This window comes from Methanoplanus limicola DSM 2279 (assembly GCF_000243255.1).
Classification (GTDB): domain Archaea; phylum Halobacteriota; class Methanomicrobia; order Methanomicrobiales; family Methanomicrobiaceae; genus Methanoplanus; species Methanoplanus limicola.
Map to the genome: position 1 here is coordinate 901,158 of NZ_CM001436.1, position 25,109 is coordinate 926,266.

Genomic DNA, 25,109 nt, shown 5'->3' on the forward strand with positions numbered 1-25,109 from the left:
CTTCAGGCCCTCCTTAAAATATTACATACAACAGTAGCACCGGTTCCGCCGACATTGTGCGACATTCCAATCTCAGCATTGGCAACCTGTCTTCCGCTTGCCTCGCCTCTCAGCTGCTCAACAATCTCACATATCTGTTTCACACCGGTAGCACCGACAGGATGACCGCAGGCCTTAAGACCGCCGCTTGGGTTTATCGGGAGATCTCCGTCAAGTGCAGTGTAACCTTCTTCAGTAAGTTTTCCGGCCTCACCCTTCTTACAGAATCCAAGGTCCTCTATTGCACAGAGTTCAGCAATTGTGAAGCAGTCGTGAACCTCAACAAAGTCTATATCCTTCCTCTCAAGCTTTGCCATATCAAAGGCACGGTTTCCGGCAGCGACAGTTGCATCAAGTGTGCTGATATCACGCCTGTCATGCAGTGAAAGTGTATCTGTCGCCTGTGTGGATGCAAGAACCTGAATAGGGGTGTCAGTAAATTCCTTTGCTCTCTCAAGAGGACATACGATTACTGCTGCTGCACCATCAGTTACAGGTGAACAGTCAAGGAGCCTAAGCGGATCTGCAACAAGTGTTGATCTCATCACAGCTTCAATTGAGATCTCCTTTCTGAACTGTGCGATAGGGTTTCTTGCACCATTGTAATGGTTCTTGACTGCAACCTGTGCAAGCTGCTCGCGTGTAAGGCCATAGCGGTGCATATAATCCTGTGCAATCATAGCATAAAGTGCAGGGAAAGTCACCCCATAGATGCCTTCCCACTCACGGTCAGCAGCACCTGCAAGTGTGTCAGTCGTCTCGCCGCCGCCGACATCAGTCATCTTTTCAACACCTGCTGCAATGACAATATCCTGCATACCTGATGCAACTGTGGTTACTGCCTGCCTGAAAGCAAGTCCTCCGGATGCACATGCGGCTTCAGTCCTCGTTGAAGGGATGTGATTTGTCGATGCAAGGCCGGAGTAGTCGGATATAAGTGCACCGATATGCTCCTGAAGAACAAAACGGCCCCCACTCATATTTCCGACAAACATCTCATCTATCTGATCGCCGTCAAGGTTCGCATCCTCAAGTGCCTTTGCCCCCGCCTCAACGCAGAGTGACCTGAATGATGTATCCCACTTTTCACCGAATTCGGTGAGGCCAATTCCAATAACTGCTACATCTCTCATTTTTGCATCACAATTTTTCCTTTATGTTTGGCATACTGTGCATAGTCCAGATAGACCTTGTCATTTAGCATATCTGCAACAGACGGTGAGGCCTTTCGGTCTATTTCTGTCTCAATTGCATCGGTTACTGTTATGTCAAAAGCATCACTGCCGGCACCGGAACCGTATGAAGTAACAAATATTTTGTCACCCGGTTTTGCAACATCAAGTGTCGCTGATAGTCCGACAGGGACAGCACCGGAGTAGGTATTTCCAAGCGTAGGAACTGCAAGACCCGGTTTGATCTGTTCAGAGGTGAAACCAAGCATAGCTGCTACGCTTCTTGGGAATTTGGCATTGGGCTGGTGAAAGACTGCATAATCATAATCTGAAGGTTTTGTGCCCATATGTTCAAGCATCATCTTTGCAGCGCCCTGAATGTGCTTAAAGTATGCAGGTTCACCTGAGAACCTTCCGCCGTGTCTGGGGTATGCCTGTCCCTCTCTTCTCCAGAAGTCCGGAGTATCGGTTGTAAATGAACAGGTGTGATTGATCTCGGCGATTACATCATCATTACCGATGAAAAATGCAGCGCCGCCGGCAGCGGCGGTGTATTCAAGAGCATCTCCGGGTGCTCCCTGGGCGATGTCAGTTCCTATGGCAAGGCCGCACTTTATCATACCGCTTTTTACAAGACCCATACAGGTCTGAATTCCGGCAGTTCCTGCCTTGCATGCAAATTCATAATCTGCAGCTGTCATAACAGGGGTTGCACCTATTGCTTCACCGACTGTTACTGCCGTTGGTTTGACTGCATAAGGATGAGATTCACTGCCGACATAGACGGCGCCGATATCATCCGGATTAACATCCCTTTTTAAAAGGGCATTTCTTGCAGCACTGACCGATATAGTAATAGTATCCTCATCAAGATCAGGAACGGATTTCTCCATCACACCGAGTCCGGCGGCAATCTCTTTGCCGTTTGCACCCCAGACACGTGCGATCTCCTCCGTTTTTATCCTGAATCTTGGGATATATGCACCGTATGTAATAATTCCTACCATGTTTATTCCCTCAGAATTTCTATGATCCTGTCAACTTCCATTTCAGTGCTCAGCAGGGTGATCTTATCCTTTGCTGCAAGTTCAAAGACAAGCGGATGGATTTTATCAGTAGTGATACCCTGAAGGATCACTGCCCTTGGCTTAAAAGGAGTGACGCGGATCGCTATCATAGGCGATTTGCCTGTTGAAATGTTTGTGAAAATCAACGCTCTCTCAGTGCTCCAGCCGTAAATTTTGTTAAATTCGCCGGAAGATAACTGGGTAATTGCGTTGAGACTGTTGACAATAGTATATCCGTAAATCCTGGACGAAGTATTTCCGGTAAGAAGCTGACACCCGATTGCGTCACTGAGAGTCCGCAGTGAGATCGAGGCATCGTAGTCATGCATATCATAAATTACTTCATCGTCAAAATCACTGTAGAGAATCTTGGCATACTTCTTCATGTACCTGCCGCCATTCTCTTCATCAATTTTTAAAATTGAATCAACAATCTTTCCGACAACAGCAGTACCGGGACTTTTTCGCCGTCCACCTTCATAATCGGAGATGACTGACGGAGAAACCTCAAGTTTATCTGCCAGCACACCCGGAGGGATATTAAAGTTAAGCCTCCATTTTCGGAGTGCATCTCCGGGAGAATCGGACATGGTGATCTCTCCGGCCATCTTTTCGGCAAGTCGGTTCCGCAGTGCGGATTTCATACATAAGTATGAGTTAGTCATGATTAATATAATTAGCGAAAGGCCCTTCGGCATTCCGCGAAATGATGCGAATGCCAATCCATATATGGGATGAACGCCAGATCTGATATTTGATGTCCCAGGCAGATGATCTTGTACCATTAAAAAAAATCGGACTTTTGGGAGGAATAAACAGTTCTGTAGCCATATCATCTCTGAAACTTGCAGAGGAACTTGGAACAAGCAAACAGACTGCCTCAAGAAGACTGATCTCACTTGAAAATGAAGGATTAATTACCAGATCCAGCAGGACAGACGGCCAGTATATAATGATAACAGAGAGCGGGGAGAACCTTCTCAGAAAAGAATATGCCGACTATAAAAGTATTTTTGAGAGAGAAAAAGGCTATTTCAGATTTGAAGGAAAAGTTGTCAGCGGACTTGGCGAAGGAAGATATTACGTCAGTATTCCTGAATACCTGGTTCAGTTTAAGGAAAAACTTGGTTTTGAGCCATATCCCGGCACGCTCAACCTTAAGCTCGACCCCGCAGGTATTGAAGCCAGAAGAAAACTGGATAACCTGAGATGGACAGAGATAACCGGATTTACATCCAATGACAGAACCTTCGGAAGTGCAGGATGTCTGAAATGCAGCATAGGCGGCTACATGTGCGCAATAATCGTGCCAGGAAGGTCACATTATCCCGAAGATACCGTGGAGATAATATCGGAAGTCAGGCTCAGGGATAAAGAAGGGCTAAAAGACGGAGACATAATTACAGTAGAGGTTGAATACAATGATAGATAAAGCAGTAAAAGCACTAAAAGACGGCGATATAGTCCTTATTTTTGATTTTGATGATCGTGAGGGCGAAACAGATTTCGCAGTAAGAGCAGACGCAGTAACACCTGAAATTATCGCAAGGATGAGAAATGACGCAGGTGGTCTCATCTGCACAGCCATCGAAGGCAGAATTGCAGAAAAACTGGGACTTCCCTTTGCAGGTGATGCACTCTCCGGCACAAACCTTGTTGAAAAGATTGGAGATATACCATATGACTCTGCAAACCACTCATCCTTCTCCCTCTTTCTGAACCACCGCGATACATTTACCGGAATTACCGACAATGACAGAACCCTGACTGCAAATAAGCTTGCAGAGCATGTGAAAAAAGCTGCAAACGGCGGGAGTCCGACTTTTGCTGAAGAGTTCAGGACACCGGGCCATATGGCTACACTGAGGGCAAACGAAAGACTTCTTGACCAGAGAAGAGGTCAGACCGAACTGTCAATTGCTCTTGCAAACATTGCAGGAATCACACCGTGCATCACAATATGCGAGATGCTCGATGACAAATCCGGAAGGGCGCTCACAAAAGAGGATGCAAAAAAATATGCAGAAGAGCATAATCTCATATTTATTGAAGGATCAGAGATTGTAGAATACTGGAACAGAACCAAAAACAACTAATAACTATAAAAACTCTATTTTTCCCTCAGATTAACTAAATATAAACAGCAGACAGAGTAATAATCCCGGATCAGACCAACCGGAGAGATAATGCTTAGAATTTCTTAAAATATCCGGAAAAACGGTTTTTCAGTGCAATATGAAGATTGAACGCTGACAGTATAGTATATTGCAGAACTTTCCGGAATGGTCAGGAAAGTATGCTTATTACTATGAAGTGCGGTATAAGGGCATGATCTGGAATAATCTCCTTTACACTCCGATCATCCCAGACATTATGCAGTGCACTATAAATCTTTCCGGTTTAAGAAAATGATAACAGATGTAAAAAAAATCGTCGTAACTGATCCACTTTCCGTCAGAAAGAGAAACTAAAATATATTATAATTAAAAACAGTTAATTAGAGTATTAGTAAGGTTAAGAAAACAAAAATATATTCTCGCAGAAAAATAAGGAACAATAAGAAAATAACCCACAGCCAAAAATACCAGTACATATGTCAGAATTTCATGCATGATAATAATAATTCCGGGGAGAATAGCAATAGATTACCACTGGATGAATTAAGACAGGTGCTGACCGGCCACGGAAAAAATTCATTCAGAAAGAGTAACTGCCATCAGAGCCATGAGACGCAGACAGAAGTTGAAAAATTCCACCTTCTTGCGAACAGGTTTGCTGAATGCATAATAGTAGTCAGGACAGATGACCTGAGAGTTCTTGATATGAATCAGTCTGCCCTCAGAGACCTTGGATACAGCAGGGAAGATTATTTAAATCTCACTCTTAACGACATCATACAGATTCCGGAAAAAAACACAGAAACTGACAGTATAAATTCGTATAAGGCTATAGCGCCTGAAAAATCATTTCTGTATAAGAAAGATGGCAGTACACTCATTGCTGAATACACAATAGATGAAGTTACCTTTGGAAAAACCCGTTGCCTGATAATAATTGCCAGAGATATTACAGAATATGAAAAAATGCACTCATTAATCAGAGAATCAGAATACCATTACAGAGTCACAATAAATTCCATACCGGATGAGATGGTGGTTGTGGACAGTGACTTAAATATAATAATCTGCAACACTGCATTTGAAAAATTAACCGAAAAAAATGGCCATAATGGAGAGATAATTGGATCTTCACTGATGGAAGTAGCACCATACCTGACAGGAAAGCACGGACTGGAATATAAATATATATTCAGATCCGGGGCAAGGCTGGATACAACCCTTAAAATTGAAACCGGCAGCAAAAAAAAGATATATGAAGTTATTAAAACGCCGGTGGAAGAAAAAGGCAGTGTTGGAAAGATAGTCACTCTTTTAAGGGACAGAACAAAACACCATGAACTCGAAGATATCAAAAAAGAGGCATTCTTCCAGATAGAGAAAAACATGGAACAGTTTGCAATATTAAACGATCATATCAGAAACCCGCTTCAGGCAATTGTCGGGCTTGCAGATCTCGAAGGATCGGACTTTTCAAATAAAATTATTGAACAGGCAAGAGAGATTGATGATATCGTAAAAAAGCTTGACTCAGGCTGGATAGACTCAGACAAAGTACGTGAGATGCTCATCAGGCATTACGGAATAAAAGTTCATAAAAGGCAGAATCTTTCTCCACCGGAAATATCCAGGAATAAAGATGAGAATCCTGAAAATTAATAAACCGGACCAATCCCGAAGAGAACATTCAGATTACACATATTACAGCAAATATTTGTAATTACCATACGCCAGTCACGGCATTCTGACAAAACCGGTTTTAATATAGACTATTCTGAACAGGAGAATAAATCAATCCCAAAAGGTTAATCCGGTATAAAGACACCAGAGTCAATAGAGGAGAATATCATGCAGGACGAAAATATGGGGGAATTGAGAAAATTTGTAAGCCCGGAATTTATCACCGGAATTAACTCCAGAATTTTTGCCGGCAGATATGCAAAAAACTTCAGGGCCGGAAAAGTGCTGCTTACAGTAGATCCAAATATATCCAATATCTGGTGGATGGATGAAATACTGCACAGCCTTGATGAAGAAAGAGTCGAATATACTGAATTCTCCGGCGTTACCGAAAATCCCAAGAGATATGAGGTCATGAAAGGTGCAGAACTATTCCGGGAAAACAGATGTGATGGAATTGTTGCTGTCGGAGGCGGAAGCACCCTTGACTGTGCAAAAGGAATAGGAATTATCGCTGCAAATGGCGGTGACATCACCGAATATATAGGAGTAGATCTTGTATCCAGTCCAATGCCCCCGCTAATATGCATCCCCACAACAGCAGGAAGTTCGGCAGATGTGTCGCAATACGCAGTCATAAGCGACAATAAATATAAAAAACTCATCATATCCAAATCAGTGGTGCCTGACGTATCACTCCTTGACCCGCAGACCCTGACAACACAACCAGAAGAAGTTACATACGGGAGTGGAATTGATGCACTCTTCCACGCAGTAGAGGCATTCTGCTCAAACGGTTCTTCAAGAGTTACTGACATCTTTGCATTAAAAGCAATTGAGGAGCTTTCATCCGGACTTGTGGAAGTTGCAGAAGACCCCTTAAATATTGAACTCAGGGAAAAGACGATGTTTGCAAGCCTCTACGCCGGCCTTGCCTTCTCTAATGCAGGTCTTGGCCTCATTCACGCGATGTCTCATTCGATAGGCGGGCTTCTTGACATTTCCCACGGAGTCAGCTCAATGCTTGTAGCAGGTCCTGCAATTAATTATAATTACGCTTTCTGCCCGGAAAAATACAGAAAAATATCAGCTGCAATGGGAATAGATGAATCACGCCTCACAGATGCCGAACTGAAAGAAACTCTGATAAATGCCATATACGATGTCGCAGGAGAATATACAGGAAAGATTATCGGTGAGTTCAGGCCAAAAAGAGATCTTGAAGAGACAATTGTTAAAAGAACCAGCAATGATCCATGCATTGCTACAAATCCCGGCATCCCAAACGAAGATGAGCTTGGAAAAATATGGAGAGAAATCTCCGGTATACAAATCCCATAATATAACTAAACTCAGTTCAAATAAATTCAGCTATTATTTAGATCTTAAAATTAAAAACAGATACACATACCTTTTTTAAATGAAAGAACTATTTTAATTCATTTACGCCGAATCTGTACCTGAAGTAATTCCGGTATCAATGAAAATATCAGTATGGAATTGCAGACAGACAATTAAAACCTGTCCACAATCTGACAATTAATATATGCCGGATTACAAAAAGTAAAAATGATCCGTTAAACACATAATATTCAGGCGTAAAGAATCTTTTCACCCGATTATATAGCCGGTGTTAGAAGAAGCAAAACCAGAAAATTCAGGAAATTCAGAATATGGATGAAAATAATTACGGTAATAACCTTGAAGAAGTAAGAAAAGGAATTATCGGCCTTGGTGAAGCTTCAATCAGGAAAAATTATTATCCGGCACTTCTTGACAAGCAGAGAGAACTCGAGAGATTCAGGGCAGTAATTGAACAGACCCCTGATATGGTCTTTATAATATCATGTCCCGGAGGAGAGATTATTGACGCTAATCATATGGCACTGGCTGCAACAGGACTCACTCATGAAAATCTGAATCCTGAAAAGATTGGTAAAATACTTGAATTTGAGGATAAAATACCGATTGAAATCAGACTTAATACTGAATGCAGAGAGTCAGAAATATTAAGAGGTTTCCTGAAAACCCATCCGGCAGAAGACAGGGAAAAAATACCTGTTGAAGTAAGCCTTGGAAAATCAAAATTCGGAGGTAATATATTTGCATCAGTGGTATGCAGGGATATTACCAGACAGAGAATGATGGAGAGGGCAATACTTGAGTCTGAACTTCAGCTGAGAACAACAATAGATGCAATACAGGATGCAGTTGTTGTACTGGACCGTGATTTAAAAATTGTACTCTTCAATGACAGTTTTGCAGACCTTTACCTCAAATGGGACGCAGGGGATTTAAAACCGGGCATCAGACTGAATTTATTCTTAGAGCCGATCACAGAGCAGGACATATCCAATGTCAAGGAACTATTATTATCGGACGATATTCTTAATTTTGCAAGAAAAGTCAATTCCGGAGATGAAACTGCCGTATATGACATCAAAAAAATCCCAATAATTGATTCCGGCAGAGTTGGCCAGACTGTTCTTGTAATTAAGGACATCACGGCAGAACAGCTTACAGAGCAGATTAAAAAGGAAGCTTTTGAGCAGATAGACCGAAATATGGAGCAGTTTGCAATCCTAAACGATCATATCAGAAACCCGCTCCAGGCGATAGCCGGAATTGTTGATTTAAAAGACCCTGAACTGTCTGAAAAGATCATGCCATATGTATGTGAGATTGACAGTATTGTAAGAAAACTTGATGTCGGATGGCTCGAATCTGAAAAAGTCCGGAAAATGATTGCAAAACATTATGCTGTGTCATTAATTGACAGAAAAGATATCAGGGAAGTTATCAATTATCTCGACCTTCATCAGTGAATATCTGCAGATAGATATTCAGCAACCTTACCGGAGTGAAAAGTAACCATGCAGATGAACACATTGCATAGCGTCATTTTACCCGGATATGATGTGACATTAAGAGGCTTAAGGAAGAGCCTGAAGTACAGGTCAGCCTAATCAGAACCGCTGCATCTTCTGATAAGTATCTCTTCCATAATATTTCTGGAACTGCAAAAACCCTCACCCTCATAAGCCCCGACTCTGACAACGTCTGCTTCTATACCCCTCTCAATAAGAGATTTTTTCAGATTTTCGATATTAAAATACTGGTTAAATCCTATCGTAATAATATCGGGATTAATCTCCTCAATAGGCAGAAACATATCCTTATCGTCACCGAGTCTTGCATAATCCACCGGCTTTAAAGCCGAAACCATCCTGAGCCTCTGATATTCAGGAACTACAGGCTTTGGCTTATGTTTAATATTCACATCACGTGCAATAATGACACTCAGATGGTCACCGAGATTTCCGGACTCCTCAAGGTAGAAGAGATGACCGGGATGAAGTATATCAAATGTCCCGGTTGCAACGACTTTCTTCAGGATATCACCTCAGGTTCTGCTATACGCCCGTCAGCCCTGAAACATCTCCATGATGTGAGATCATAAGGTGGCCCGACTATAATATGCCACCTTCCTGACGCAGGAAAAAACCTCAAATCTGCATCTGAAGGTCTTAAAGCGCCTGAAGGATGAGAATGTGCACTTCCGGCATTATTTGTTGATAGCGGAAGCATATACTGGGAAAAACTGGCACTTGTCCGCCCTGTAATAGTTCCGGGTGCAAGCTCAAATTCATCAATAACTCCGTTATTTACCTTAAGCAGGGCCAGAAACTCATCAGGATGCTGACTTTTCCCAAGAGCAAGAAGCGTCTTTATAAGCTCCATCTTTATTTTAATATCGGGCATCTGTACCCTCAAATATTAAACCTGCTGAATAATTACTGTTCCGAAGAAGTACTAATACAACAGAGAATGGTGTCAGCAGCTGAAAACAACAGGATTTATTCATAGTTCATGGAATAATCACAAAAACGGCATTAAAAAATAACCAGACAGTATAACAGACGATTTATGAAAGATTTATTAACAATAATTCATTACAGAAGACTATGTATTCAAAAATCCTTGTGGCGGTTGACGGTTCAGAGACTTCCGGGAAGGCTCTTTTAAAAGCGATAGAACTTGCAGAAGGCTGGAAAGCAGAAGTTAATGCGGTTTATGCAATAGATCCGGGAATATACGGCACATCCGTTGTTGACCCGTCAGTAGGAGTGATGGACCCAACCTCAGAGAGAATTTATAAGATGCTCAATGAAGAGGGCAGAAAGGTCATAGATAAATGCCATGAAATCTCAGATTCTGCCGGTTTCGAAGTGAATTATCAGATTAAAATCGGAGATGCAAGAGATATTATCACAGAACTTGCTGAAGAGATGAAAGCTGACCTCATAGTGATAGGTTCTACAGGGAAAGGGATTACAAAGAGGCTTCTTCTTGGAAGTGTCAGCTCATATGTTGTCACACACAGTAAAATATCAACCCTGATTGTAAGGGGTTGAACAGAGGACAGAACAAAAATAGATCCGCGACATAAATCCTGAAAAATATTTATCCGGACAACTAAAGAACAAATTTTTCAGAGAACTCTTCAGAAAGGACCGTCCTGCTCAAAACTTCGCCCGAATCTGACTGCAAGTTCTGCCTTATAGAGTTCTTTGCCAAGATATGCGGCATGATCCAGCAGTGAGATCTTTCCGGATTTCATTACTTCATGGAATATATCCTCCCAGTGGTCACCGGTCACTGCCGTGCCGTTGTTCACCGCAATAATTCTGCCGTTTACAACACCTATTCTGAAGTTGCCGCATGGGTCAAAAGATACTTCATCAGGCATTTTATCCGCTTCTTTGATACTGTCAAATTCAGGTTCAGGTTCACGCCTCTTTCTCTTCTCCTTAATACAAAAGAGGGAAAGTCCGACATCCTTGGGGTACGGCCTCTCTGATGCGAGGTGCATCATATCCACAGCACGCCTCATCTCACGGACAGAACCGGCAGTCTTGTCCGAATGTTCGCTCGTAAAGATTATCGAAGCCTTAGCTTCCATCGCAAGTGAAGATAGAAGTGCATTGACCCCTATTGAATCAGCATCAATAAGCTCGGTCACATTTCCGGCACCGAAGAATACCGGGCATCTCCCCTCTTCAGTCTTACTATATGCCACAATATCACACAGTGAGTCCAGAAGACCTGAACCTGCGGGCTGCAGGAGAGGGTCGGCAATTATCCTGCCAATGCCGTATTTTTGTGCAGACCGGATATTCTCCTGAAGTGACCTCTCCCCCGGGACAACAACCACCGCAGCACCGGATTTTGCAATATCTTCTGCTACCAGAGGGATATTTCTCTCCTGAAGTGAGAGAATAATGTCAGCATAAGGGAGAGCGGCACGGATGAGCGCAGGGTCCTGCGTATCGGCCGCGCAGATGATATCATCAGCTCCGCCCCTCACAAGCTCAAATGTCCTTATTACATCGTCAGTTGTGGCATCAAAGCCAAACCCTAAGTCTATTATGTCTGCACCGGAATTCCTGAATCTTAACACCTCTGATATTATATCCGGTCTTTTATGCGCATCCATAATCTCAGCAAGTACTTTTATCCTGGAATCTCCGCCAATTTTAAGGCTTTTTATTGTAAAATCACAACCTGCCGCGGATTCAAGCTCTTCAAGTTTATTACGGGCCTCCTGCTTCCTGCACGATGATATGAGGTCGTCTGCCGGAATATCAGTAGAGAGTTCAATATCACCGGACATTGAGAGGACCATGCCGATATCGGCCGCATGCCGTGGGCCAAGATATACAGGCACCCCGGTTCTCTCACAAACGCCTGAAAAGTCCGCAGTGCACATCCCGGATACTATAACCATACTGTAATCACCTTCAAGGATCAGCTTCTCAAGCTTTGAAGGGGTCAGAAAAGAGGCAATTTTCCCCGTAATCCTTACATCCACGTCAAAACCTTCCGAAGCCTTCCTGACAGTCTCATATGCCGCTTCTCCGGTTGGAAGTAGTATGCGCATAACACTTCAGTTAAGTAATCCAATGAAGAAAAATACTACTGATCTGATGCTTAATTGTGATCTGCATATTCACACTGACTATTCACGGGATGGTGAGAGCAGTGTTGAAGATATAATTGCAAGGGCTGTAAAAACAGGACTTGACGTAATTGCAATAACCGATCATGACACCATTGAAGGTGCCTTAAAAGCGGTTGAATATGCCGAAGAATATTATCCGGAACTTCTGGTAATTCCCGGAATAGAGATATCGACAAAACAGGGCCACCTCATCGCACTGGGGATAACAGAAGCAATACCTCCAAAGATTGATTTTGAAAAGACGGTCGCCGCCGCAAGGGAGAAAGGCGCCTTCCTGATACTGCCGCACCCCTTCCACCAGTGGCGCCACGGTGCCGCACTGAAGGTAAAGGATGCAATCAGAATAGTTGATGCGGTAGAATCCTTCAACAGCCGTTACATATTCGGTACTGCCAATAAAAAAGCTGAGAGAAAAGCCGCGTATTTCAATAAAACCTGTGTCGGCGGGAGCGATGCCCACAATGCAAAATTTGTCGGCTACGGGAGAACAATAATTGACGCAGAGAAAGATCAGGAATCAGTTTTTTCCGCAATAAAAGAGGGAAATGTGGAGATAATGGGGAAGATGACGCCTATCAGGAGCTATACAAGGCAGTCTTTCAGAAATACGAAGAAAAAAATTGCAAGAAGAGTTTACAGAAGATGAAAATAGCCTTTAAACTGGGGTATTTTGGGGATAATTTCCACGGGTCACAGCAGCAGTCCAACAGAAGGACAGTAGAAGGGGAATTTATAACAGCCTGCATAGATCTCGGGCTTATCAGAGACCGGAAGAGTTCAGGATTTTCGATATCCGGAAGAACAGACAGGGGAGTGCATGCAAGATGCCAGATCTGCTCTTTTTTTACTGACCATCCCGAAAGGGCAGTCTTTGCAATCAATGAGAAACTTCCGGGTGACATCTGGTGCTTTGCATATGCAGAGGTGGATGACAGCTACAACCCAAGGTACGATGTTTTCAGCCGGAAATACAGGTATTACTTCTATGAAGAAGGCCTCGACCATGAGAGTATGCAGAAAGCCTCACAATACATAAAAGGTGTGCATGATTTCACATCCTTTGCAAAGATTAAAGGCAAAGATCCGGAGAGGAAAATTCTGGAGTCTGAGGTGTTCACTGACGGCGAATATACTGTCTTTGAGATAGAGGGGCACAGTTTTCTGTGGAATATGGTACGGTGCCTCGCATATGCACTTAATCTCTGCGGAAAGGGACTGTTAAGTCCTGAGGAGATCAGATCTGCACTTGAAAACCCTGGAATGCCAAGATATCCGGCTATGCCACCTGAAGGACTCCTTCTGTGGGACCTTAAAACAGAAGCTGAATTTAAGCCGATGATTCCGGGTGAAAAATCACTGGAATTCAAAAAGGAAGAGGAGAGAAAACTGGCGCAGGGCAGAAAAATTCTTGAAGTAATAAACTAAAGCAAAATTAAGAGAATAACTATTTAACAACGATTACAGCCCGGATTAAATATAAAAAAGAGAACCGGAAGGGGAACTGTGCCCCTGTCAGCCGGAACTATTATTATCAGACCGGGGTTATATCCACAGACCCTGGCTTAAATATCCCGACCATCCATGACGGCACAGGTGCTGAAGTCTTTGCAATTACCAGGAAATCATCCTTGTTCGTAACGACTCCACGGTATGTTGCGGTAATCTGATAATCGCTGTCAAAGAGCGCCATTCCAAACATACCTATCGTTATATGCTTCGCAGGATACGTTGCACTCTCTCCAAGCGCCATTGTTCTTCTGACATTATCAATCATAAGAATTGCAGAATCGCCGCTGCTTATAGCTGTTACAGGAACGCCTGCAAAGTCCAGGTTTGTGTTATCCGGAAGCCTGACATCATACTGCGCACTGTACGAGAGAGGATAGCCGTATGCTTCAAGGTGATCATTTCCGGTGACCAGAGATATATATCCGGCAGCGAGAACTGCAACGATGAGCACAACCACAATGAGAATATTTCTCCCGGTATGACTCACCGTTCTGCCTTCCTCTTTCTGTTTCTTCAAGATCTCCGACTCAATCTCTTTACGCTTCTTCTCTTCCTCAGCTTTCTTCTTCTCCTCTTCACGCGCCCACTCTTCACGCTCTTTCTCTTTTTTTGCTTCCTCAGCCTGCCTTTCAGCCTCAAGCCTTGCAAGTTCCTGCTCCTTCTTCTTCTCAGCCAGCAGGCGCTCCTCCTCAGCCTTTTTCTCGGCTTCTATAGCTTCATATTTTCTGGCCTTTTCAGCTATATCATTATCATTCTTCTCTTTTTCAATGCGTTTCCTCTCATCCTCACGGAATTTTTCAAGCTCCTCCTCCGTCATATTCTCTTTGTTCTCAGGAACAGGTACAACGCCTTTATCCTCATCAGAAGGCAGTTTTACAGCCTCACCAACTTTTTTAGTCAATCCTTCAATTGATTTTTTATCAGGTAATTTCACTATACCTCACCTCTGAAAATTCAGATTTCTTTAAGATTATTTAAGCTTATTGTCTTATACCGGATATATCTTTCCGGTTCAGCAGCAGAGCTGCCTGAAATATCACATCTTCCTGATGAGATAGCTCTCACCATCTATGACAACATACTCACATCCGCCCTGTATGTAGTGCTCTGCGTCTTTAACGACAGTTTCAGCACCATCTATCATGAAACGCTCCTGACCGTCATGCTTAAACCTCAAAATTCCTCCGGAATCTATCAGACGGTCATTGTAGACAATATAATCATGTTCACCTGTGATAATATGCCGGGCAGACTGGATTTCAACCTCCTCACCGTCAATCAGGAATTTTTCAGGTTTTTCAGAGTAATATTCATAATCAGCCATAAGTGAGTATTCATCCCTGCCGTCTTCTGAACCGTTCTTATCATATGAAGCACCACTGTCAGAATGCCCCTCCTTAAATCTGCTGCCACCTCCGGCACCACCACCGAAGGCGCCATCTGCATCTGCATCACCCCCGTTCCGGCCCAGTGAATAATCATATTCACGGCGCATCTTTGGATCTGAAAGAACCTCATAGGCCGTAGTAATCTTCATAAAGAGAGATTCTGCATTGGGATGGGTCGATATATCCGGATGAAAGGCCTTTGCAAGGCTCCGGTATGCACTTACAATCTCTTCGGAAGACGAATCCAGAGTGAGACCAAGAATATCATAATAGTTCTGCGGCATAGGATATTACTCCGCTTATTTCATATTAAACAGAAATTATAAGTAAATAACCGATTCAGAATCCAAAAGAGGCTTTTGAAGGTAAAAAATGACTTTGCTAAAATTAATCAGAGAGCCAAGCCAAAATATCATTATAAATTATGACAAATCTTAAAGAGAGGTTTTAATATTGGCAGAAATTCCGGAAGAGGAATATATTCTTAAAACAACGTCGGCATGTGCCGGATGCAGTGCATCTCTGATACTCCGGTATGTCACAAAAGCCGCAGGGCCTGATACAGTCCTTGTAGTCCCTGCGTGCTGTACAAGTGTTATCCAGGGGATTTACCCTGATACCGCAATGAACATCCCGGTGTACAATGTCGCATTCGCTTCAGCGGCAGCAGTCGCTTCAGGTATGAGCGAGGCATTCCGTGCCGAGGGAAAAGAGACAAATGTGATCTGTTTTGCCGGTGACGGAGGAACAGTGGATATAGGCATACAGGCGCTCTCGGGTGCGCTTGAGAGGGGCACAGATTTCCTCTACATCTGCTATGACAACGAAGCATATTCAAATACAGGCATGCAGCGTTCGGGGGCAACACCACTCGGTGCAAGAACGACCACAACTCCGGTCGGAAAAACCGAATTCAAGAAAGACCTGGACGCAATAATTGCCGCACACAATCCTGTATATATGGCAACCGCATGCAGCGCCTATCCTGAGGATCTCTATAAAAAGATAAAAAAAGCGCTCTCAATTCCCGGCCCCAAGTTTATGCATGTGCTTGCACCATGCCCCCCCGGCTGGAGATATCCGTCAGACAAGACGATTGATATGGGAAAACTTGCCGTTAAGTCCGGAATGTGGCTCTTATACGAGAGAGAGAACGGAAAACTGAGCATCACAGGTGCATCAAAGGCCGCAATGGTGAAGAGAATTCCGGTCCTCGACTACATTAAAGTCCAGGGCAGGTTTAAAACAGCCACAGAAGAGGACATTCAGGCATTGCAGAAGAGTGTTGACCTTGGGATTGAAAAACTGAAGAAGGAGGCTGAAGGAATATGCTGACTATCGCAACCGGAAATAAGGCAGTTGCCACTGCTGTAAGGGATGCAAAGCCAAAGGTTGTCGCTGCATACCCGATTACACCACAGACAGAGATTGTAGAGAATATTGCGGATTTTGTCTCTTCAAAAGAGCTTGAATCAAGATATATTCCTGTTGAGTCCGAGCATTCCTCAATGGCGGCCTGCATGGGATCGTCAATTGCAGGTGTAAGAACATTCACCGCAACATCATCACACGGACTTGTATATATGTGCGAGATGCTGCATATGGTCGCCGCAGCAAGACTGCCCATAGTTATGGCAAATGCAAACCGTGCACTTGGTCCCGGGTGGAATGTCTGGGCCGAGCAGTCGGATTCACTCTCAATGCGCGATTCAGGATGGCTTCAGGTATATGTATCGACCGTGCAGGAGGCATATGATGCAACGCTTATGGCATTCCGGATAGCAGAGGACAATGATGTCCTGCTGCCTGTTATGATAAACCTCGACGGATTCCTGCTGACCCATATCATGCAGGGCTTTGAGACCGTCGAAGCAGGGGATTTCATCCCGGAAAATGACCTGCCACACAGGATTGACGTCAACAATCCGGGCGGATACGGCACGCTCACCCCGCCAAACGAGCACTTTAAATTCAGATGGGATATTGAACGGGCACAACGCGACTCGGTCAGGGTCATAGAAGAGACAGAAATCGAATTTGAGAAGCGCTTTGGCAGAAAGTACGGCATGACCGAGGACTACCGCGCCGAAGATGCCGAGGTTATCATTGTTGCAATGGGCACTCTTGGCAAAGAGATGGAAGTTGCGGTTGACATCCTCAGGGAAGAAGGCATTAAAGCAGGTTCAGTAAGAATACGCTGGTACAGGCCGTTTCCTGACCTGAAGAGCAGGCTTGAGGGCCGGGATATTGTTGTAATAGACCGTGACTATTCATTCGGGTACGGTGGAATCGTTGCAAATGAGATAAGGGCAAAGTGCAATGTTAAGCCTTACTCGGTCATTGCCGGACTCGGAGGACAGGAAGTGACATATGACGACATCGCCGGATTTGTCAGGGACAGAAAGACAGATTCAGAATTCTGGTTCGGGGTGAATGAATAATGTACGAGATAAGGCTTCATTCAAGGGGCGGACAGGGCGGAGTTACAGCAGCAAAGCTCCTCGCACATGCCGCATTCCTTGACGGAAAAAACGCAACCGCAGCACCGTTCTATGGTGCTGAGAGGCGCGGCGCCCCTGTTGTCTCATTCATCAGAATTGACGACAGACCGATTAAGATCTATTCACAGATAAGAAAACCCGATCTGGTGATTGTTCTTGATATGGGAGTCATGGATACAGTAAATGTTCTTGACGGTCTGAAGGAAGGCGGATCAGTTCTCATCAACAGCCCGAATCCTGCTGAGTTTGAAGGTTATAAGACCTACAACGTGGACCTCACAAATATCGCACTATCCCTTGACCTGGTCATATCCGGAAGCCCGATTCTCAACACCCCTCTTCTGGGCGCTCTTGCAAAATTAGGACTTGTATCAAGGGAATCTGCAAGAACTGCAATAAAAGAGGCGTTTAAGGATGAGAGAAATGCAGAGGCGGCTATGAAGGCATATGAGGAGATGAAGATATGAGTGCAAAACTTGCTATTTCGAGGCCAAAGACCGGTGCTGTCGGAAAGACAGGGTCATGGAGGACTTTCAGACCGGAAATTGACCAGGAACTCTGTAATAAATGCGGAAACTGCGAGAAATTCTGCCCGGACGGAGTCATTGACAGGGAATATAATATTGATCTTGACTTCTGCAAGGGATGCGGGATCTGTGCAGATGTCTGCCCTAAAAAGGCCATTAAAATGGTCAGGGAATCGAAATAAAAAAAATAATTTTTAAGCAGTTTTCAGCATAACCTTCCGGATACATTTCAGGCAGGGCGCAATGATGCCTCAAAATCCTTCCGGGCAATAAATCCTGTAAATGCCGGATGAAATTTAAGGGAATTAACTAAAATATAAAGGAGCGGAACTGCTCCAGTATATTTAAAATTCCGGCATCATACACCAGACGCTCTCATTTCCGGGTTTTGGGGGCGGGATTATTTTTGAGAGAGCTGAGATCAGGATTTTTAAGTTATTTTCAGTTTATAATACGGAGATACTGGACATTTTGTCAATATTATAGACACTTATCTGCGGAAAGGCTTTGTATTATTGTTATTATGGTTTATCTTCATTATGTCAGCCCAGGCGGCTCTTTAGTCTGCCTATTCTGAAACTGTGCCCTCACAGGAACCTCTATGAGGGAATCTGCCATTTCCTCTCTCACCGGCACCTTCAGGCGGTGTCAGTTCTCCCTTATGTCCGTCCATGAACGCTTTCATAAGTTCACGGGCGGTTTCGTTGTCACCGGACTCAAGAGCTGCACGAATGTCACTGACATCACAGCCCTGTTCCTCAAGACTGTCAAGGTGTGTGTTCATGCGGTCCCCGGCTTCACCGGATGCTGAATATCTGCCTTCTCTCTCACCGGCACCTTCAGGCGGTGTCAGTTCTCCCTTATGTCCGTCCATGAACGCTTTCATAAGTTCACGGGCGGTTTCATTGTCACCGGACTCAAGAGCTGCACGAATGTCACTGACATCACAGCCCTGCTCCTCAAGACTGTCAAGGTGTGTGTTCATGCGGTCCCCGGCTTCACCGGATGCTGAATATCTGCCTTCTCTCTCACCGGCACCTTCAGGCGGTGTCAGTTCTCCCTTATGTCCGTCCATGAACGCTTTCATAAGTTCACGGGCGGTTTCATTGTCACCGGACTCAAGAGCTGCACGAATGTCACTGACATCATAGCCCTGCTCTTCAATATTTTCAAGTGCTTTTGTTATCATCTCTCCCCTGTTGATGCTCTTATCTGCAAATCCTTCATCCGCAGATACAGGGAATACAATAACTGCCGACAGAAACAGAAAAGTCAGTCCTGCCGCAATAATTCCTTTTTTCTTCATTTATTACCTCCTAAAGCGGGACTGCCTCATACAGCCCACGTAAAATATGTTTTACAATATGTAATATAATTGTTACTGATGCTCAGAGTTAAACGATCTGAATAAGAGAGTCATCCGGGTGAAACTAACTGCTATCCTGTAACCTCAGATGAATGATTACAGAAGAGAGGAAAGAAAGAAGGGAGAAAAATAAAAAATACTCCACTTAAACATGCCCACTTCGGAAATCAGGGATTTTTAGTTATAACCACAGCCAGGGAAGTGAACCAGAATAAGGGATAATTTAAAAAAAAGGTAAATATGGATATTGAATAAAAAAATCAACCACAATTATGCAGTATCTCATTGAATTCAGATAAATATCTACATTGTAAAAAACACATAGCGCTACATAAATTACCGCAGAAGAAGCGTTCTTTAAAAATGCAGTAAAAGAAACAGAATAAAAACAAACAATAGGATAAACAAAAAAGGGCCTTGAACTTAAGGCAGTACGCCCCCAACAGGACTCGAACCTGTGACATTCTGGTTAACAGCCAGACACTCTACCAACTGAGTTATGGAGGCACTCAGTGTTGCCATACAATGTTACCTTATACAGATATAAACATTACGAAATGTTCCCGGAAAGCCTGACCTTGAGATCCTCAAGCCGGAATATCAGGGCATCAATCTCTGAATCAAGGTTTTCCACAAGCTCAGATGCCTTTTCGGTTGCAACAGCTCCTGAAGGCGAAGCCCTGATATAACCAAGCTGTTCAAGGACTTTTAACGAATATCTGACCCTGTGCATCGGAATCCCAAGAATATCGGATAGTTTCATAATACCTATCGGCTGATTCTTTTCAACAACAAGTATCACCTCAAGGTGCCTGCCGATAAGCTCAATCTCTGACTGAAGTTTCTGAAGCATAATCCAACCTTAAACTGAAATATTCGCATCCGGACGCTTAAAAACCCGGAATGATACTGCCGGAACAATTCAGACATTCTGATAATTGTCCGGTAACTTTTTGATAATATGTCATATTCAGAAGATAATTATATTCATATGCCTGCGCACCGGAACCGACCTTAAAGAACCGGTAACCGGCATAAAATATAACATAAATGAGAAATAATGAGTCAGGATCTGATTATTCAGTCCTGGCTCATCAGCCAGTTCTTATCCCTCTCATAATGCCTCTTAAAAACCAGAGAGAGCAGAATGGCAGATATCGCGCAGACTGCTGCAATGGTCATGCTGTAAAAAGGGATCACACCAAAAAGTGCAATAACCGAAAGAGCAGCAAGAAGAATAATCACATTGAGCATAATTGTCAGCTTGGCAAATTTCATCTTAAAAATCTGTTTTGCAGAGTCATCCATTTCAGAATAATATGCCGCCCATTCTAAAAGTACTTACGGCTTTGGATCAAAAACTTAAACTGTGAACTCTCCAGACCTTTTAGATAATCTTCTGGCTGAATCAGGCGCATCAGCATATGTTATCTACGCCTCATCCGAATCTCCGGATATGAGATACCTGACCGGATTTTCAGTCACTGATCCTGTATTATATATCAGAAAAGCCGGAAAAGAAGGACTGTTAATACTCCCGCAGATGGAAGTTGAAAGAGGAAAAAAAGAGGCAAAATGCCCCGTAATATGCAGAGGAGATGCTGGATTTTTCAGGCACTTTGAAGAGAAAAAAGATCCAAAGGATGCAAATGCCGCAATGATTGCGGAAATTGCCGGCGGAGAAATCATCGTTCCTGACGAATTCCCCCTCTCACTTGCCAGAAAACTAGAAGATTACTGCAAAGTCAGTCTGGGAAGGCCCGCAGTGGCAGAGATGAGAGCAGTAAAAAGAGAAGACGAGATAAAAAATATCAGGCACACACAGAAAACAACCGAAGAGGCAATAGATTACGCAGCTGGCATAATCAGAAATGCAGTCTCTGACAACGGAGAATTATATTACAATGACAATCCCCTCACTTCAGATTACCTGAGAGGTGAGATTCACTGCTATCTCATGAGAAGGGGATTTGAAGCACGCGAGACCATAGTCGCCTGCGGAAAGGAGACCTCAATGCCGCACAATACAGGAAGCAGCATATTGGTTGAGAACGAACCAATATTAATTGATCTCTTCCCGCGTGATACAAAGACCGGATATTACGCCGATATGTCACGGACATTTGTCAGGGGCGAACCTGACAGAGAACTCGTCCGGATGTACAATGCCGTAAAAGAGGCATGGATTCTTGGAAAGAAAAAAGTCAGATCCGGAATTTCCGGAAGTGAAATTCACAATGCCATAGTCACTTACTTTAAAAGCCAGGGCTATGAATCCGGAAATGAAGGATTTACACACAGCCTGGGGCACGGAGTAGGGCTTGCAGTCCATGAGATGCCCCCGGTATCACCAACAGATGCAGTTCTTAAAACCGGAAATGTGGTAACAATTGAGCCGGGATTATATTACAACGACATCGGAGGAGTCAGAATAGAAGACATAGGGATGGTCTGTGAGAATTCTTTTGACTGCTTTACAGACTATCCTGCGGAGTTAATATTATGATAGAAGAAGAAATTAAGGAAAAATATCTGCTGGCCGGAAAAATAGCGTACAAATGCCTCACAGATGCAGCAGCAAGAGTAAAACCGGGCGTCTCAATCGCAGAGATGGTTGAAGCAAGCGAAGACCAGATCATTGAAATGGGCGGTGAGATTGCATTCCCGCTGAATATATCAATAAATGCCGATGCAGCGCATGACACACCATCACCGGGAGATGAAAGGGTCTTTGAAGAAGGAGATCTCGTAAAGGTGGACCTCGGAGTCCATATCGACGGATATGTTGCAGATACTGCCAGAACAGTTGATCTCGGCGACAACGCACTGCTCGTAGAAGCCTCAAGAGAGGCGCTTAACACAGCAATAAGAATGATAAAACCCGGAATTGTAACGGGTGAGATCGGTGCGGCGGTCCAGAATGAGATAGAGAAGAGAGGTTTTAAACCGGTTTCAAACCTGACAGGGCATGGTCTTGACCACTATATGCTCCACGGGATACCGATGATCCCAAATGTTGCAATAAACGGCGGTACAACACTTGAGGAAGGTATGACCTTCGCAATAGAACCTTTTGCAACAACAGGAACAGGTCACGTATCAGAGTCACCAAGGGTTGAAATTTTTTCACAGATCGCAAAACGGCCCGTCAGGATGCCCGCCGCTAAAAGGCTTTACAAGGAGATAATGAAGAAGAACAGTCTGCCCTTTGCGCGCAGGCATTATTACAGTGAGAAATCCGACATGGCACTTGCACAACTGATCAGAAACGGAGTACTACGCGGGTATCCCGTTCTTCATGACATCAGCGGATCACTGGTCTCACAGGCTGAACATACCCTCATTGTAACAGGAGACGGATGCCTGGTAACCACAGCAGAGAACAACAGAATATAACAGTTATAAAGAGAGTAACTGCATACGATCCTGCAATAGTTAAAGACAGATAACAGAAATCTGTTTTTTCAGGCATACTTCCGGAAAAACCGCCCCCGAAATAGAGATCCGGAGAAAACAAAATGCCACACAGAACATCACGATATAGACCGGCATCGGAAAAAAACCCATATTTTAAGAAATAAAGAGCGATTAAAACCAATAAAGACCGTATTTCCGGCCAATCAACCATTAAAGATACTATTATCGCATTAAGGCTATAACATTATATGTTACACGCATGTCCGAAGAAAAAAATTCCAGAATAATAGAAATACTAGAACTTCTCCTGACAGCGGAGTCGGTAAATAACTTTGAAGAACTGAATAAAACAGACCTGCCAAAAAAATACTGGAAAATGGCAGATAAAAACGGTTTATCACTGGATATTGAAAGACCGCTGATAATAAGCGAAACACTGATAAAAAATATTCTTGATATTGAAGGTTCATATGAGATTATAGAGAAAAATCCTTTCGTAAAATGTGATGAATTTGGAAAAAGGATGAATATAACCTCATTATCTCCGGCAGTAAAATGGTTTTACAAAACTACCGGAGATGACCGCGCCCTCTTAAACCCCGCATTATCCTACCTGATGGAAAAAGAAGGAATTGAAGGTATATCGTACAGTGAATCAAAGTCAGCATCACCCGATTACCTGAACTCAAGGGAGTACCTTGAGAAGAAGATTGAAGATTTAATCGGTGATGATGAAGAGTTAAAAACCGCAAGAAATCTGATAATAATCAGTTCTCCTGAAGAGATTGAAAATACAGTTGATGATCTCGTCTGCACCTGGAGGCAGACAGAGGCGATAAAAAAGATCAATACAGCCTTAAAAAACAGGGAATTTTTAAGAGAGAGAAAGATTTACGAGATAGGAAAACTTCTCTTTGTCGGCCCTCCAGGCACAGGAAAAACCTCCCTTGCACTTGCAATGGCAAAAAAACTGGATATGCCGCTTCTGGAAGTCAGGCTTGCAATGGTGACCTCACAGTATCTCGGTGAGACATCCAAGAATATCGACCGCATCTTTGACCTTGCAAGAAGGCTCTCACCCTGCATACTTTTCATAGATGAATTTGACTTTGTCGCAAAGAGCAGAGTTACAGATGATAACGGCGCAATGAAACGGGCAGTCAATATGCTCCTTAAAAATATTGACACTCTAAGCTTTGTCAGAAACGGAGTTCTGTTAATAGGCGCAACGAACCATCCGGGAATTCTTGACGAAGCGGCATGGAGACGTTTTGACGATGTCGTTGAGTTCCCCCTCCCTGACTACGAGAGAAGAAAGGAGATCCTCAAAAAGATAACACAGAACCTCACCTGTCTCTGTGATTATGATGAACTCGCATCTGAGACCGAAGGATTCTCCGGTTCGGACCTGAGAATCATGATAAAGGAGTCCCTGATTGCCGCTCTTATGCGTGACAGTTACGAGATGAATGAGAACGACATTGAGCAGGGAATGGAGATCATAAAAGGCAGGGACATAATAAGGCAGGGCGCCTCAACATGAGGATAGAAATCCTTGGAACCGGTGATACCGTAGGTACACCCAGAGTGGGATGCGACTGTGAAAACTGCCTTAAGGCCGTTAAAACAGGTACTGAGAGACTCAGGACATCCATGCTTATCAGTTCGGAAGGAAAAAATGTGCTCATAGATACATCACCTGATTTAAGATACCAGCTCTTAAAATCAGGATCACCACATATTGATGCAGTCCTCTGGACACATGCCCACTACGACCACATAGCCGGCTATAACGAGTTCTACAGGGTCCAGGACTTCCCGCCCGCATACGGCCCGGAAGGGATACTGAGCGATGTATCCGATTTTTTCCATTTTTTAAAGATAGATAAGAATTACGTACAGCCTTATGAGCCGTTTGAGTTATTCGGAGTAACATACACATTCGGGGAAGTATACCATCCTCCGGTTTACACCTGCGGCATACTAATGGAAGTAAACGGGAAAAAGATCGGCTATACTGCAGACACGGCAAAAAACATCCCAAAGAGAACAAAAGAGCTTTTCAGAGACTGTGACATGCTCTTTCTTGACGCTCTCATGCCCCCCGGCATCCACATAGGGAAGCATATGAATTATGATGATGCCGCCGAACTTGCAGCAGAACTTGGGGCAAAAGAGCACAGGTTTATCCATTTAAGCCACAGGATCCCGTCATCCTGGAAAAATGTCGCAAAAGACGGTGAAATATACATATATTAAACAATTCATAACAGGCCAAGACCAAAGATATATACTCAGATAAAA

General features: G+C 43.7%; 27 protein-coding genes and 1 tRNA gene. 16 read left to right on the plus strand and 12 right to left on the minus strand.

All coding sequences use genetic code 11. The features are described 5' to 3' along the window. Positions 1 to 2 precede the first annotated feature (2 nt). From METLIM_RS04375 to METLIM_RS04385, 3 genes are read right to left on the minus strand one after another with little or no spacing between them, the layout of a single operon-like run. Positions 3 to 1,172, minus strand: coding sequence for a thiolase domain-containing protein (locus tag METLIM_RS04375; RefSeq protein ID WP_004076706.1), 1,170 nt, complete (start codon positions 1,170 to 1,172; stop codon positions 3 to 5). Beyond that, the gene (locus METLIM_RS04380) at positions 1,169 to 2,218 is read right to left on the minus strand and encodes a hydroxymethylglutaryl-CoA synthase (protein ID WP_004076707.1); all 1,050 of its coding nucleotides are present in this window, start codon (positions 2,216 to 2,218) and stop codon (positions 1,169 to 1,171) included. The genes METLIM_RS04375 and METLIM_RS04380 overlap by 4 nt, the downstream gene beginning before the upstream one ends. Before the next feature lie 2 nt (positions 2,219 to 2,220). Then, the gene (locus METLIM_RS04385) at positions 2,221 to 2,922 is read right to left on the minus strand and encodes a hypothetical protein (RefSeq protein ID WP_004076708.1); all 702 of its coding nucleotides are present in this window, start codon (positions 2,920 to 2,922) and stop codon (positions 2,221 to 2,223) included. A 113-nt stretch (positions 2,923 to 3,035) separates the two neighbouring features. Here METLIM_RS04385 and METLIM_RS04390 point away from each other — a divergent pair, with 113 nt between their 5' ends. The 5 genes from METLIM_RS04390 (at position 3,036) to METLIM_RS04410 (ending at position 8,900) form a co-directional block, all read left to right on the plus strand. Further along, positions 3,036 to 3,710: a DUF120 domain-containing protein gene (locus METLIM_RS04390; RefSeq protein WP_004076709.1), complete on the plus strand. Its 675-nt coding sequence runs from the start codon at positions 3,036 to 3,038 to the stop codon at positions 3,708 to 3,710. Beyond that, on the plus strand, positions 3,700 to 4,374 hold the full coding sequence (ribB, locus tag METLIM_RS04395; RefSeq protein ID WP_004076710.1) for a 3,4-dihydroxy-2-butanone-4-phosphate synthase: 675 nt from the start codon (positions 3,700 to 3,702) through the stop codon (positions 4,372 to 4,374). The genes METLIM_RS04390 and ribB overlap by 11 nt, the downstream gene beginning before the upstream one ends. Before the next feature lie 510 nt (positions 4,375 to 4,884). Further along, a complete protein-coding gene (locus METLIM_RS04400; RefSeq protein ID WP_004076711.1) occupies positions 4,885 to 6,054 on the plus strand; it encodes a PAS domain-containing protein in 1,170 nt (389 codons plus the stop codon). Positions 6,055 to 6,243: 189 nt separating this feature from the next. Next, entirely contained in the window at positions 6,244 to 7,416 is a 1,173-nt protein-coding gene (locus METLIM_RS04405) for an iron-containing alcohol dehydrogenase (RefSeq protein WP_004076717.1), read from the plus strand. Between the two features lie 332 nt (positions 7,417 to 7,748). Next, positions 7,749 to 8,900 carry a PAS domain-containing protein gene (locus tag METLIM_RS04410; protein WP_004076719.1) on the plus strand — a complete coding sequence of 384 codons (1,152 nt, stop codon included), beginning with the start codon at positions 7,749 to 7,751 and terminating at the stop codon, positions 8,898 to 8,900. Positions 8,901 to 9,037: 137 nt separating this feature from the next. Here the strand turns inward: METLIM_RS04410 and METLIM_RS04415 are convergent, their stop codons facing one another. Beyond that, complete coding sequence (locus METLIM_RS04415) at positions 9,038 to 9,469, minus strand: adenylyltransferase/cytidyltransferase family protein (protein WP_048145593.1); 432 nt, start codon at positions 9,467 to 9,469, stop codon at positions 9,038 to 9,040. Further along, the gene (locus METLIM_RS04420; RefSeq protein WP_004076723.1) at positions 9,466 to 9,837 is read right to left on the minus strand and encodes a metalloprotein; all 372 of its coding nucleotides are present in this window, start codon (positions 9,835 to 9,837) and stop codon (positions 9,466 to 9,468) included. Before METLIM_RS04420 ends, METLIM_RS04415 begins: the two co-directional genes overlap by 4 nt. 203 nt (positions 9,838 to 10,040) lie before the next feature. On the opposite strand from METLIM_RS04420, the gene METLIM_RS04425 reads away from it, so the two are divergent. Continuing rightward, positions 10,041 to 10,490: a universal stress protein gene (locus METLIM_RS04425; protein ID WP_004076724.1), complete on the plus strand. Its 450-nt coding sequence runs from the start codon at positions 10,041 to 10,043 to the stop codon at positions 10,488 to 10,490. A gap of 89 nt (positions 10,491 to 10,579) precedes the next feature. Here the strand turns inward: METLIM_RS04425 and METLIM_RS04430 are convergent, their stop codons facing one another. Beyond that, entirely contained in the window at positions 10,580 to 12,016 is a 1,437-nt protein-coding gene (locus tag METLIM_RS04430; RefSeq protein WP_004076726.1) for a dihydropteroate synthase-like protein, read from the minus strand. Between METLIM_RS04430 and METLIM_RS04435 the strand changes: the two genes are divergently transcribed. Then, a complete protein-coding gene (locus METLIM_RS04435; RefSeq protein ID WP_342633007.1) occupies positions 12,009 to 12,743 on the plus strand; it encodes a PHP domain-containing protein in 735 nt (244 codons plus the stop codon). The genes METLIM_RS04430 and METLIM_RS04435 overlap by 8 nt on opposite strands. Beyond that, positions 12,740 to 13,522, plus strand: a complete 783-nt coding sequence (gene truA / locus METLIM_RS04440; RefSeq protein WP_004076730.1) for a tRNA pseudouridine(38-40) synthase TruA — start codon at positions 12,740 to 12,742, stop codon at positions 13,520 to 13,522. The genes METLIM_RS04435 and truA overlap by 4 nt, the downstream gene beginning before the upstream one ends. 106 nt (positions 13,523 to 13,628) lie before the next feature. Here the strand turns inward: truA and METLIM_RS04445 are convergent, their stop codons facing one another. Together METLIM_RS04445 and METLIM_RS04450 are read right to left on the minus strand one after the other, a co-directional pair. Further along, a complete protein-coding gene (locus tag METLIM_RS04445) occupies positions 13,629 to 14,540 on the minus strand; it encodes a hypothetical protein (protein ID WP_004076732.1) in 912 nt (303 codons plus the stop codon). Positions 14,541 to 14,642: 102 nt separating this feature from the next. Continuing rightward, a complete protein-coding gene (locus METLIM_RS04450) occupies positions 14,643 to 15,278 on the minus strand; it encodes a J domain-containing protein (RefSeq protein ID WP_004076735.1) in 636 nt (211 codons plus the stop codon). A 169-nt stretch (positions 15,279 to 15,447) separates the two neighbouring features. On the opposite strand from METLIM_RS04450, the gene METLIM_RS04455 reads away from it, so the two are divergent. Genes METLIM_RS04455 through METLIM_RS04470 form a run of 4 tightly spaced genes read left to right on the plus strand, consistent with a single transcriptional unit; the run spans position 15,448 to position 18,204 of the window. Next, complete coding sequence (locus METLIM_RS04455) at positions 15,448 to 16,329, plus strand: thiamine pyrophosphate-dependent enzyme (RefSeq protein WP_004076737.1); 882 nt, start codon at positions 15,448 to 15,450, stop codon at positions 16,327 to 16,329. Continuing rightward, positions 16,323 to 17,435, plus strand: coding sequence for a 2-ketoisovalerate ferredoxin oxidoreductase subunit alpha (porA, locus tag METLIM_RS04460; protein ID WP_004076739.1), 1,113 nt, complete (start codon positions 16,323 to 16,325; stop codon positions 17,433 to 17,435). The genes METLIM_RS04455 and porA overlap by 7 nt, the downstream gene beginning before the upstream one ends. Then, positions 17,435 to 17,962 carry a 2-oxoacid:acceptor oxidoreductase family protein gene (locus METLIM_RS04465; RefSeq protein ID WP_004076741.1) on the plus strand — a complete coding sequence of 176 codons (528 nt, stop codon included), beginning with the start codon at positions 17,435 to 17,437 and terminating at the stop codon, positions 17,960 to 17,962. Before porA ends, METLIM_RS04465 begins: the two co-directional genes overlap by 1 nt. Further along, entirely contained in the window at positions 17,959 to 18,204 is a 246-nt protein-coding gene (locus tag METLIM_RS04470; protein ID WP_004076742.1) for a 4Fe-4S binding protein, read from the plus strand. Before METLIM_RS04465 ends, METLIM_RS04470 begins: the two co-directional genes overlap by 4 nt. A 386-nt stretch (positions 18,205 to 18,590) precedes the next feature. Here METLIM_RS04470 and METLIM_RS04475 read toward each other — a convergent pair whose 3' ends face one another. The 4 genes from METLIM_RS04475 to METLIM_RS04490 form a co-directional block, all read right to left on the minus strand. Then, positions 18,591 to 19,328, minus strand: a complete 738-nt coding sequence (locus METLIM_RS04475) for a hypothetical protein (protein ID WP_004076743.1) — start codon at positions 19,326 to 19,328, stop codon at positions 18,591 to 18,593. A gap of 494 nt (positions 19,329 to 19,822) precedes the next feature. Continuing rightward, positions 19,823 to 19,895, minus strand: a tRNA-Asn gene (locus METLIM_RS04480). Between the two features lie 43 nt (positions 19,896 to 19,938). After that, complete coding sequence (locus METLIM_RS04485; protein ID WP_004076744.1) at positions 19,939 to 20,241, minus strand: hypothetical protein; 303 nt, start codon at positions 20,239 to 20,241, stop codon at positions 19,939 to 19,941. A gap of 227 nt (positions 20,242 to 20,468) precedes the next feature. After that, positions 20,469 to 20,666, minus strand: coding sequence for a hypothetical protein (locus METLIM_RS04490; RefSeq protein WP_245543583.1), 198 nt, complete (start codon positions 20,664 to 20,666; stop codon positions 20,469 to 20,471). Positions 20,667 to 20,757: 91 nt separating this feature from the next. On the opposite strand from METLIM_RS04490, the gene METLIM_RS04495 reads away from it, so the two are divergent. The 4 genes from METLIM_RS04495 (at position 20,758) to METLIM_RS04510 (ending at position 25,064) form a co-directional block, all read left to right on the plus strand. After that, positions 20,758 to 21,894 (plus strand): M24 family metallopeptidase, encoded by a 1,137-nt coding sequence (locus METLIM_RS04495; RefSeq protein WP_004076746.1) that lies wholly within the window; start codon positions 20,758 to 20,760, stop codon positions 21,892 to 21,894. Continuing rightward, complete coding sequence (gene map, locus METLIM_RS04500; RefSeq protein WP_004076747.1) at positions 21,891 to 22,784, plus strand: type II methionyl aminopeptidase; 894 nt, start codon at positions 21,891 to 21,893, stop codon at positions 22,782 to 22,784. Before METLIM_RS04495 ends, map begins: the two co-directional genes overlap by 4 nt. A 280-nt stretch (positions 22,785 to 23,064) precedes the next feature. Next, positions 23,065 to 24,348: an ATP-binding protein gene (locus METLIM_RS04505; protein ID WP_004076748.1), complete on the plus strand. Its 1,284-nt coding sequence runs from the start codon at positions 23,065 to 23,067 to the stop codon at positions 24,346 to 24,348. Next, a complete protein-coding gene (locus tag METLIM_RS04510; RefSeq protein ID WP_004076749.1) occupies positions 24,345 to 25,064 on the plus strand; it encodes an MBL fold metallo-hydrolase in 720 nt (239 codons plus the stop codon). The genes METLIM_RS04505 and METLIM_RS04510 overlap by 4 nt, the downstream gene beginning before the upstream one ends. The last annotated feature ends 45 nt before the right edge of the window (positions 25,065 to 25,109 follow it).

Excerpts from the sequence above, each read along its gene's own strand:
- METLIM_RS04375 (WP_004076706.1), bottom strand. The coding sequence starts at position 1,172 with ATGAGAGATGTAGCAGTTATTGGAATTGGCCTCACCGAATTCGGTGAA.
- METLIM_RS04380 (WP_004076707.1), bottom strand. The coding sequence starts at position 2,218 with ATGGTAGGAATTATTACATACGGTGCATATATCCCAAGATTCAGGATA.
- METLIM_RS04385 (WP_004076708.1), bottom strand. The coding sequence starts at position 2,922 with ATGAAATCCGCACTGCGGAACCGACTTGCCGAAAAGATGGCCGGAGAG.
- METLIM_RS04390 (WP_004076709.1), top strand. The coding sequence starts at position 3,036 with ATGTCCCAGGCAGATGATCTTGTACCATTAAAAAAAATCGGACTTTTG.
- ribB (WP_004076710.1), top strand. The coding sequence starts at position 3,700 with ATGATAGATAAAGCAGTAAAAGCACTAAAAGACGGCGATATAGTCCTT.
- METLIM_RS04400 (WP_004076711.1), top strand. The coding sequence starts at position 4,885 with ATGCATGATAATAATAATTCCGGGGAGAATAGCAATAGATTACCACTG.
- METLIM_RS04405 (WP_004076717.1), top strand. The coding sequence starts at position 6,244 with ATGCAGGACGAAAATATGGGGGAATTGAGAAAATTTGTAAGCCCGGAA.
- METLIM_RS04410 (WP_004076719.1), top strand. The coding sequence starts at position 7,749 with ATGGATGAAAATAATTACGGTAATAACCTTGAAGAAGTAAGAAAAGGA.
- METLIM_RS04420 (WP_004076723.1), bottom strand. The coding sequence starts at position 9,837 with ATGCCCGATATTAAAATAAAGATGGAGCTTATAAAGACGCTTCTTGCT.
- METLIM_RS04425 (WP_004076724.1), top strand. The coding sequence starts at position 10,041 with ATGTATTCAAAAATCCTTGTGGCGGTTGACGGTTCAGAGACTTCCGGG.
- METLIM_RS04435 (WP_342633007.1), top strand. The coding sequence starts at position 12,009 with ATGCGCATAACACTTCAGTTAAGTAATCCAATGAAGAAAAATACTACT.
- METLIM_RS04430 (WP_004076726.1), bottom strand. The coding sequence starts at position 12,016 with ATGCGCATACTACTTCCAACCGGAGAAGCGGCATATGAGACTGTCAGG.
- truA (WP_004076730.1), top strand. The coding sequence starts at position 12,740 with ATGAAAATAGCCTTTAAACTGGGGTATTTTGGGGATAATTTCCACGGG.
- METLIM_RS04450 (WP_004076735.1), bottom strand. The coding sequence starts at position 15,278 with ATGCCGCAGAACTATTATGATATTCTTGGTCTCACTCTGGATTCGTCT.
- porA (WP_004076739.1), top strand. The coding sequence starts at position 16,323 with ATGCTGACTATCGCAACCGGAAATAAGGCAGTTGCCACTGCTGTAAGG.
- METLIM_RS04465 (WP_004076741.1), top strand. The coding sequence starts at position 17,435 with ATGTACGAGATAAGGCTTCATTCAAGGGGCGGACAGGGCGGAGTTACA.
- METLIM_RS04470 (WP_004076742.1), top strand. The coding sequence starts at position 17,959 with ATGAGTGCAAAACTTGCTATTTCGAGGCCAAAGACCGGTGCTGTCGGA.
- METLIM_RS04475 (WP_004076743.1), bottom strand. The coding sequence starts at position 19,328 with ATGAAGAAAAAAGGAATTATTGCGGCAGGACTGACTTTTCTGTTTCTG.
- METLIM_RS04485 (WP_004076744.1), bottom strand. The coding sequence starts at position 20,241 with ATGCTTCAGAAACTTCAGTCAGAGATTGAGCTTATCGGCAGGCACCTT.
- METLIM_RS04490 (WP_245543583.1), bottom strand. The coding sequence starts at position 20,666 with ATGAAATTTGCCAAGCTGACAATTATGCTCAATGTGATTATTCTTCTT.
- map (WP_004076747.1), top strand. The coding sequence starts at position 21,891 with ATGATAGAAGAAGAAATTAAGGAAAAATATCTGCTGGCCGGAAAAATA.
- METLIM_RS04505 (WP_004076748.1), top strand. The coding sequence starts at position 23,065 with ATGTCCGAAGAAAAAAATTCCAGAATAATAGAAATACTAGAACTTCTC.
- METLIM_RS04510 (WP_004076749.1), top strand. The coding sequence starts at position 24,345 with ATGAGGATAGAAATCCTTGGAACCGGTGATACCGTAGGTACACCCAGA.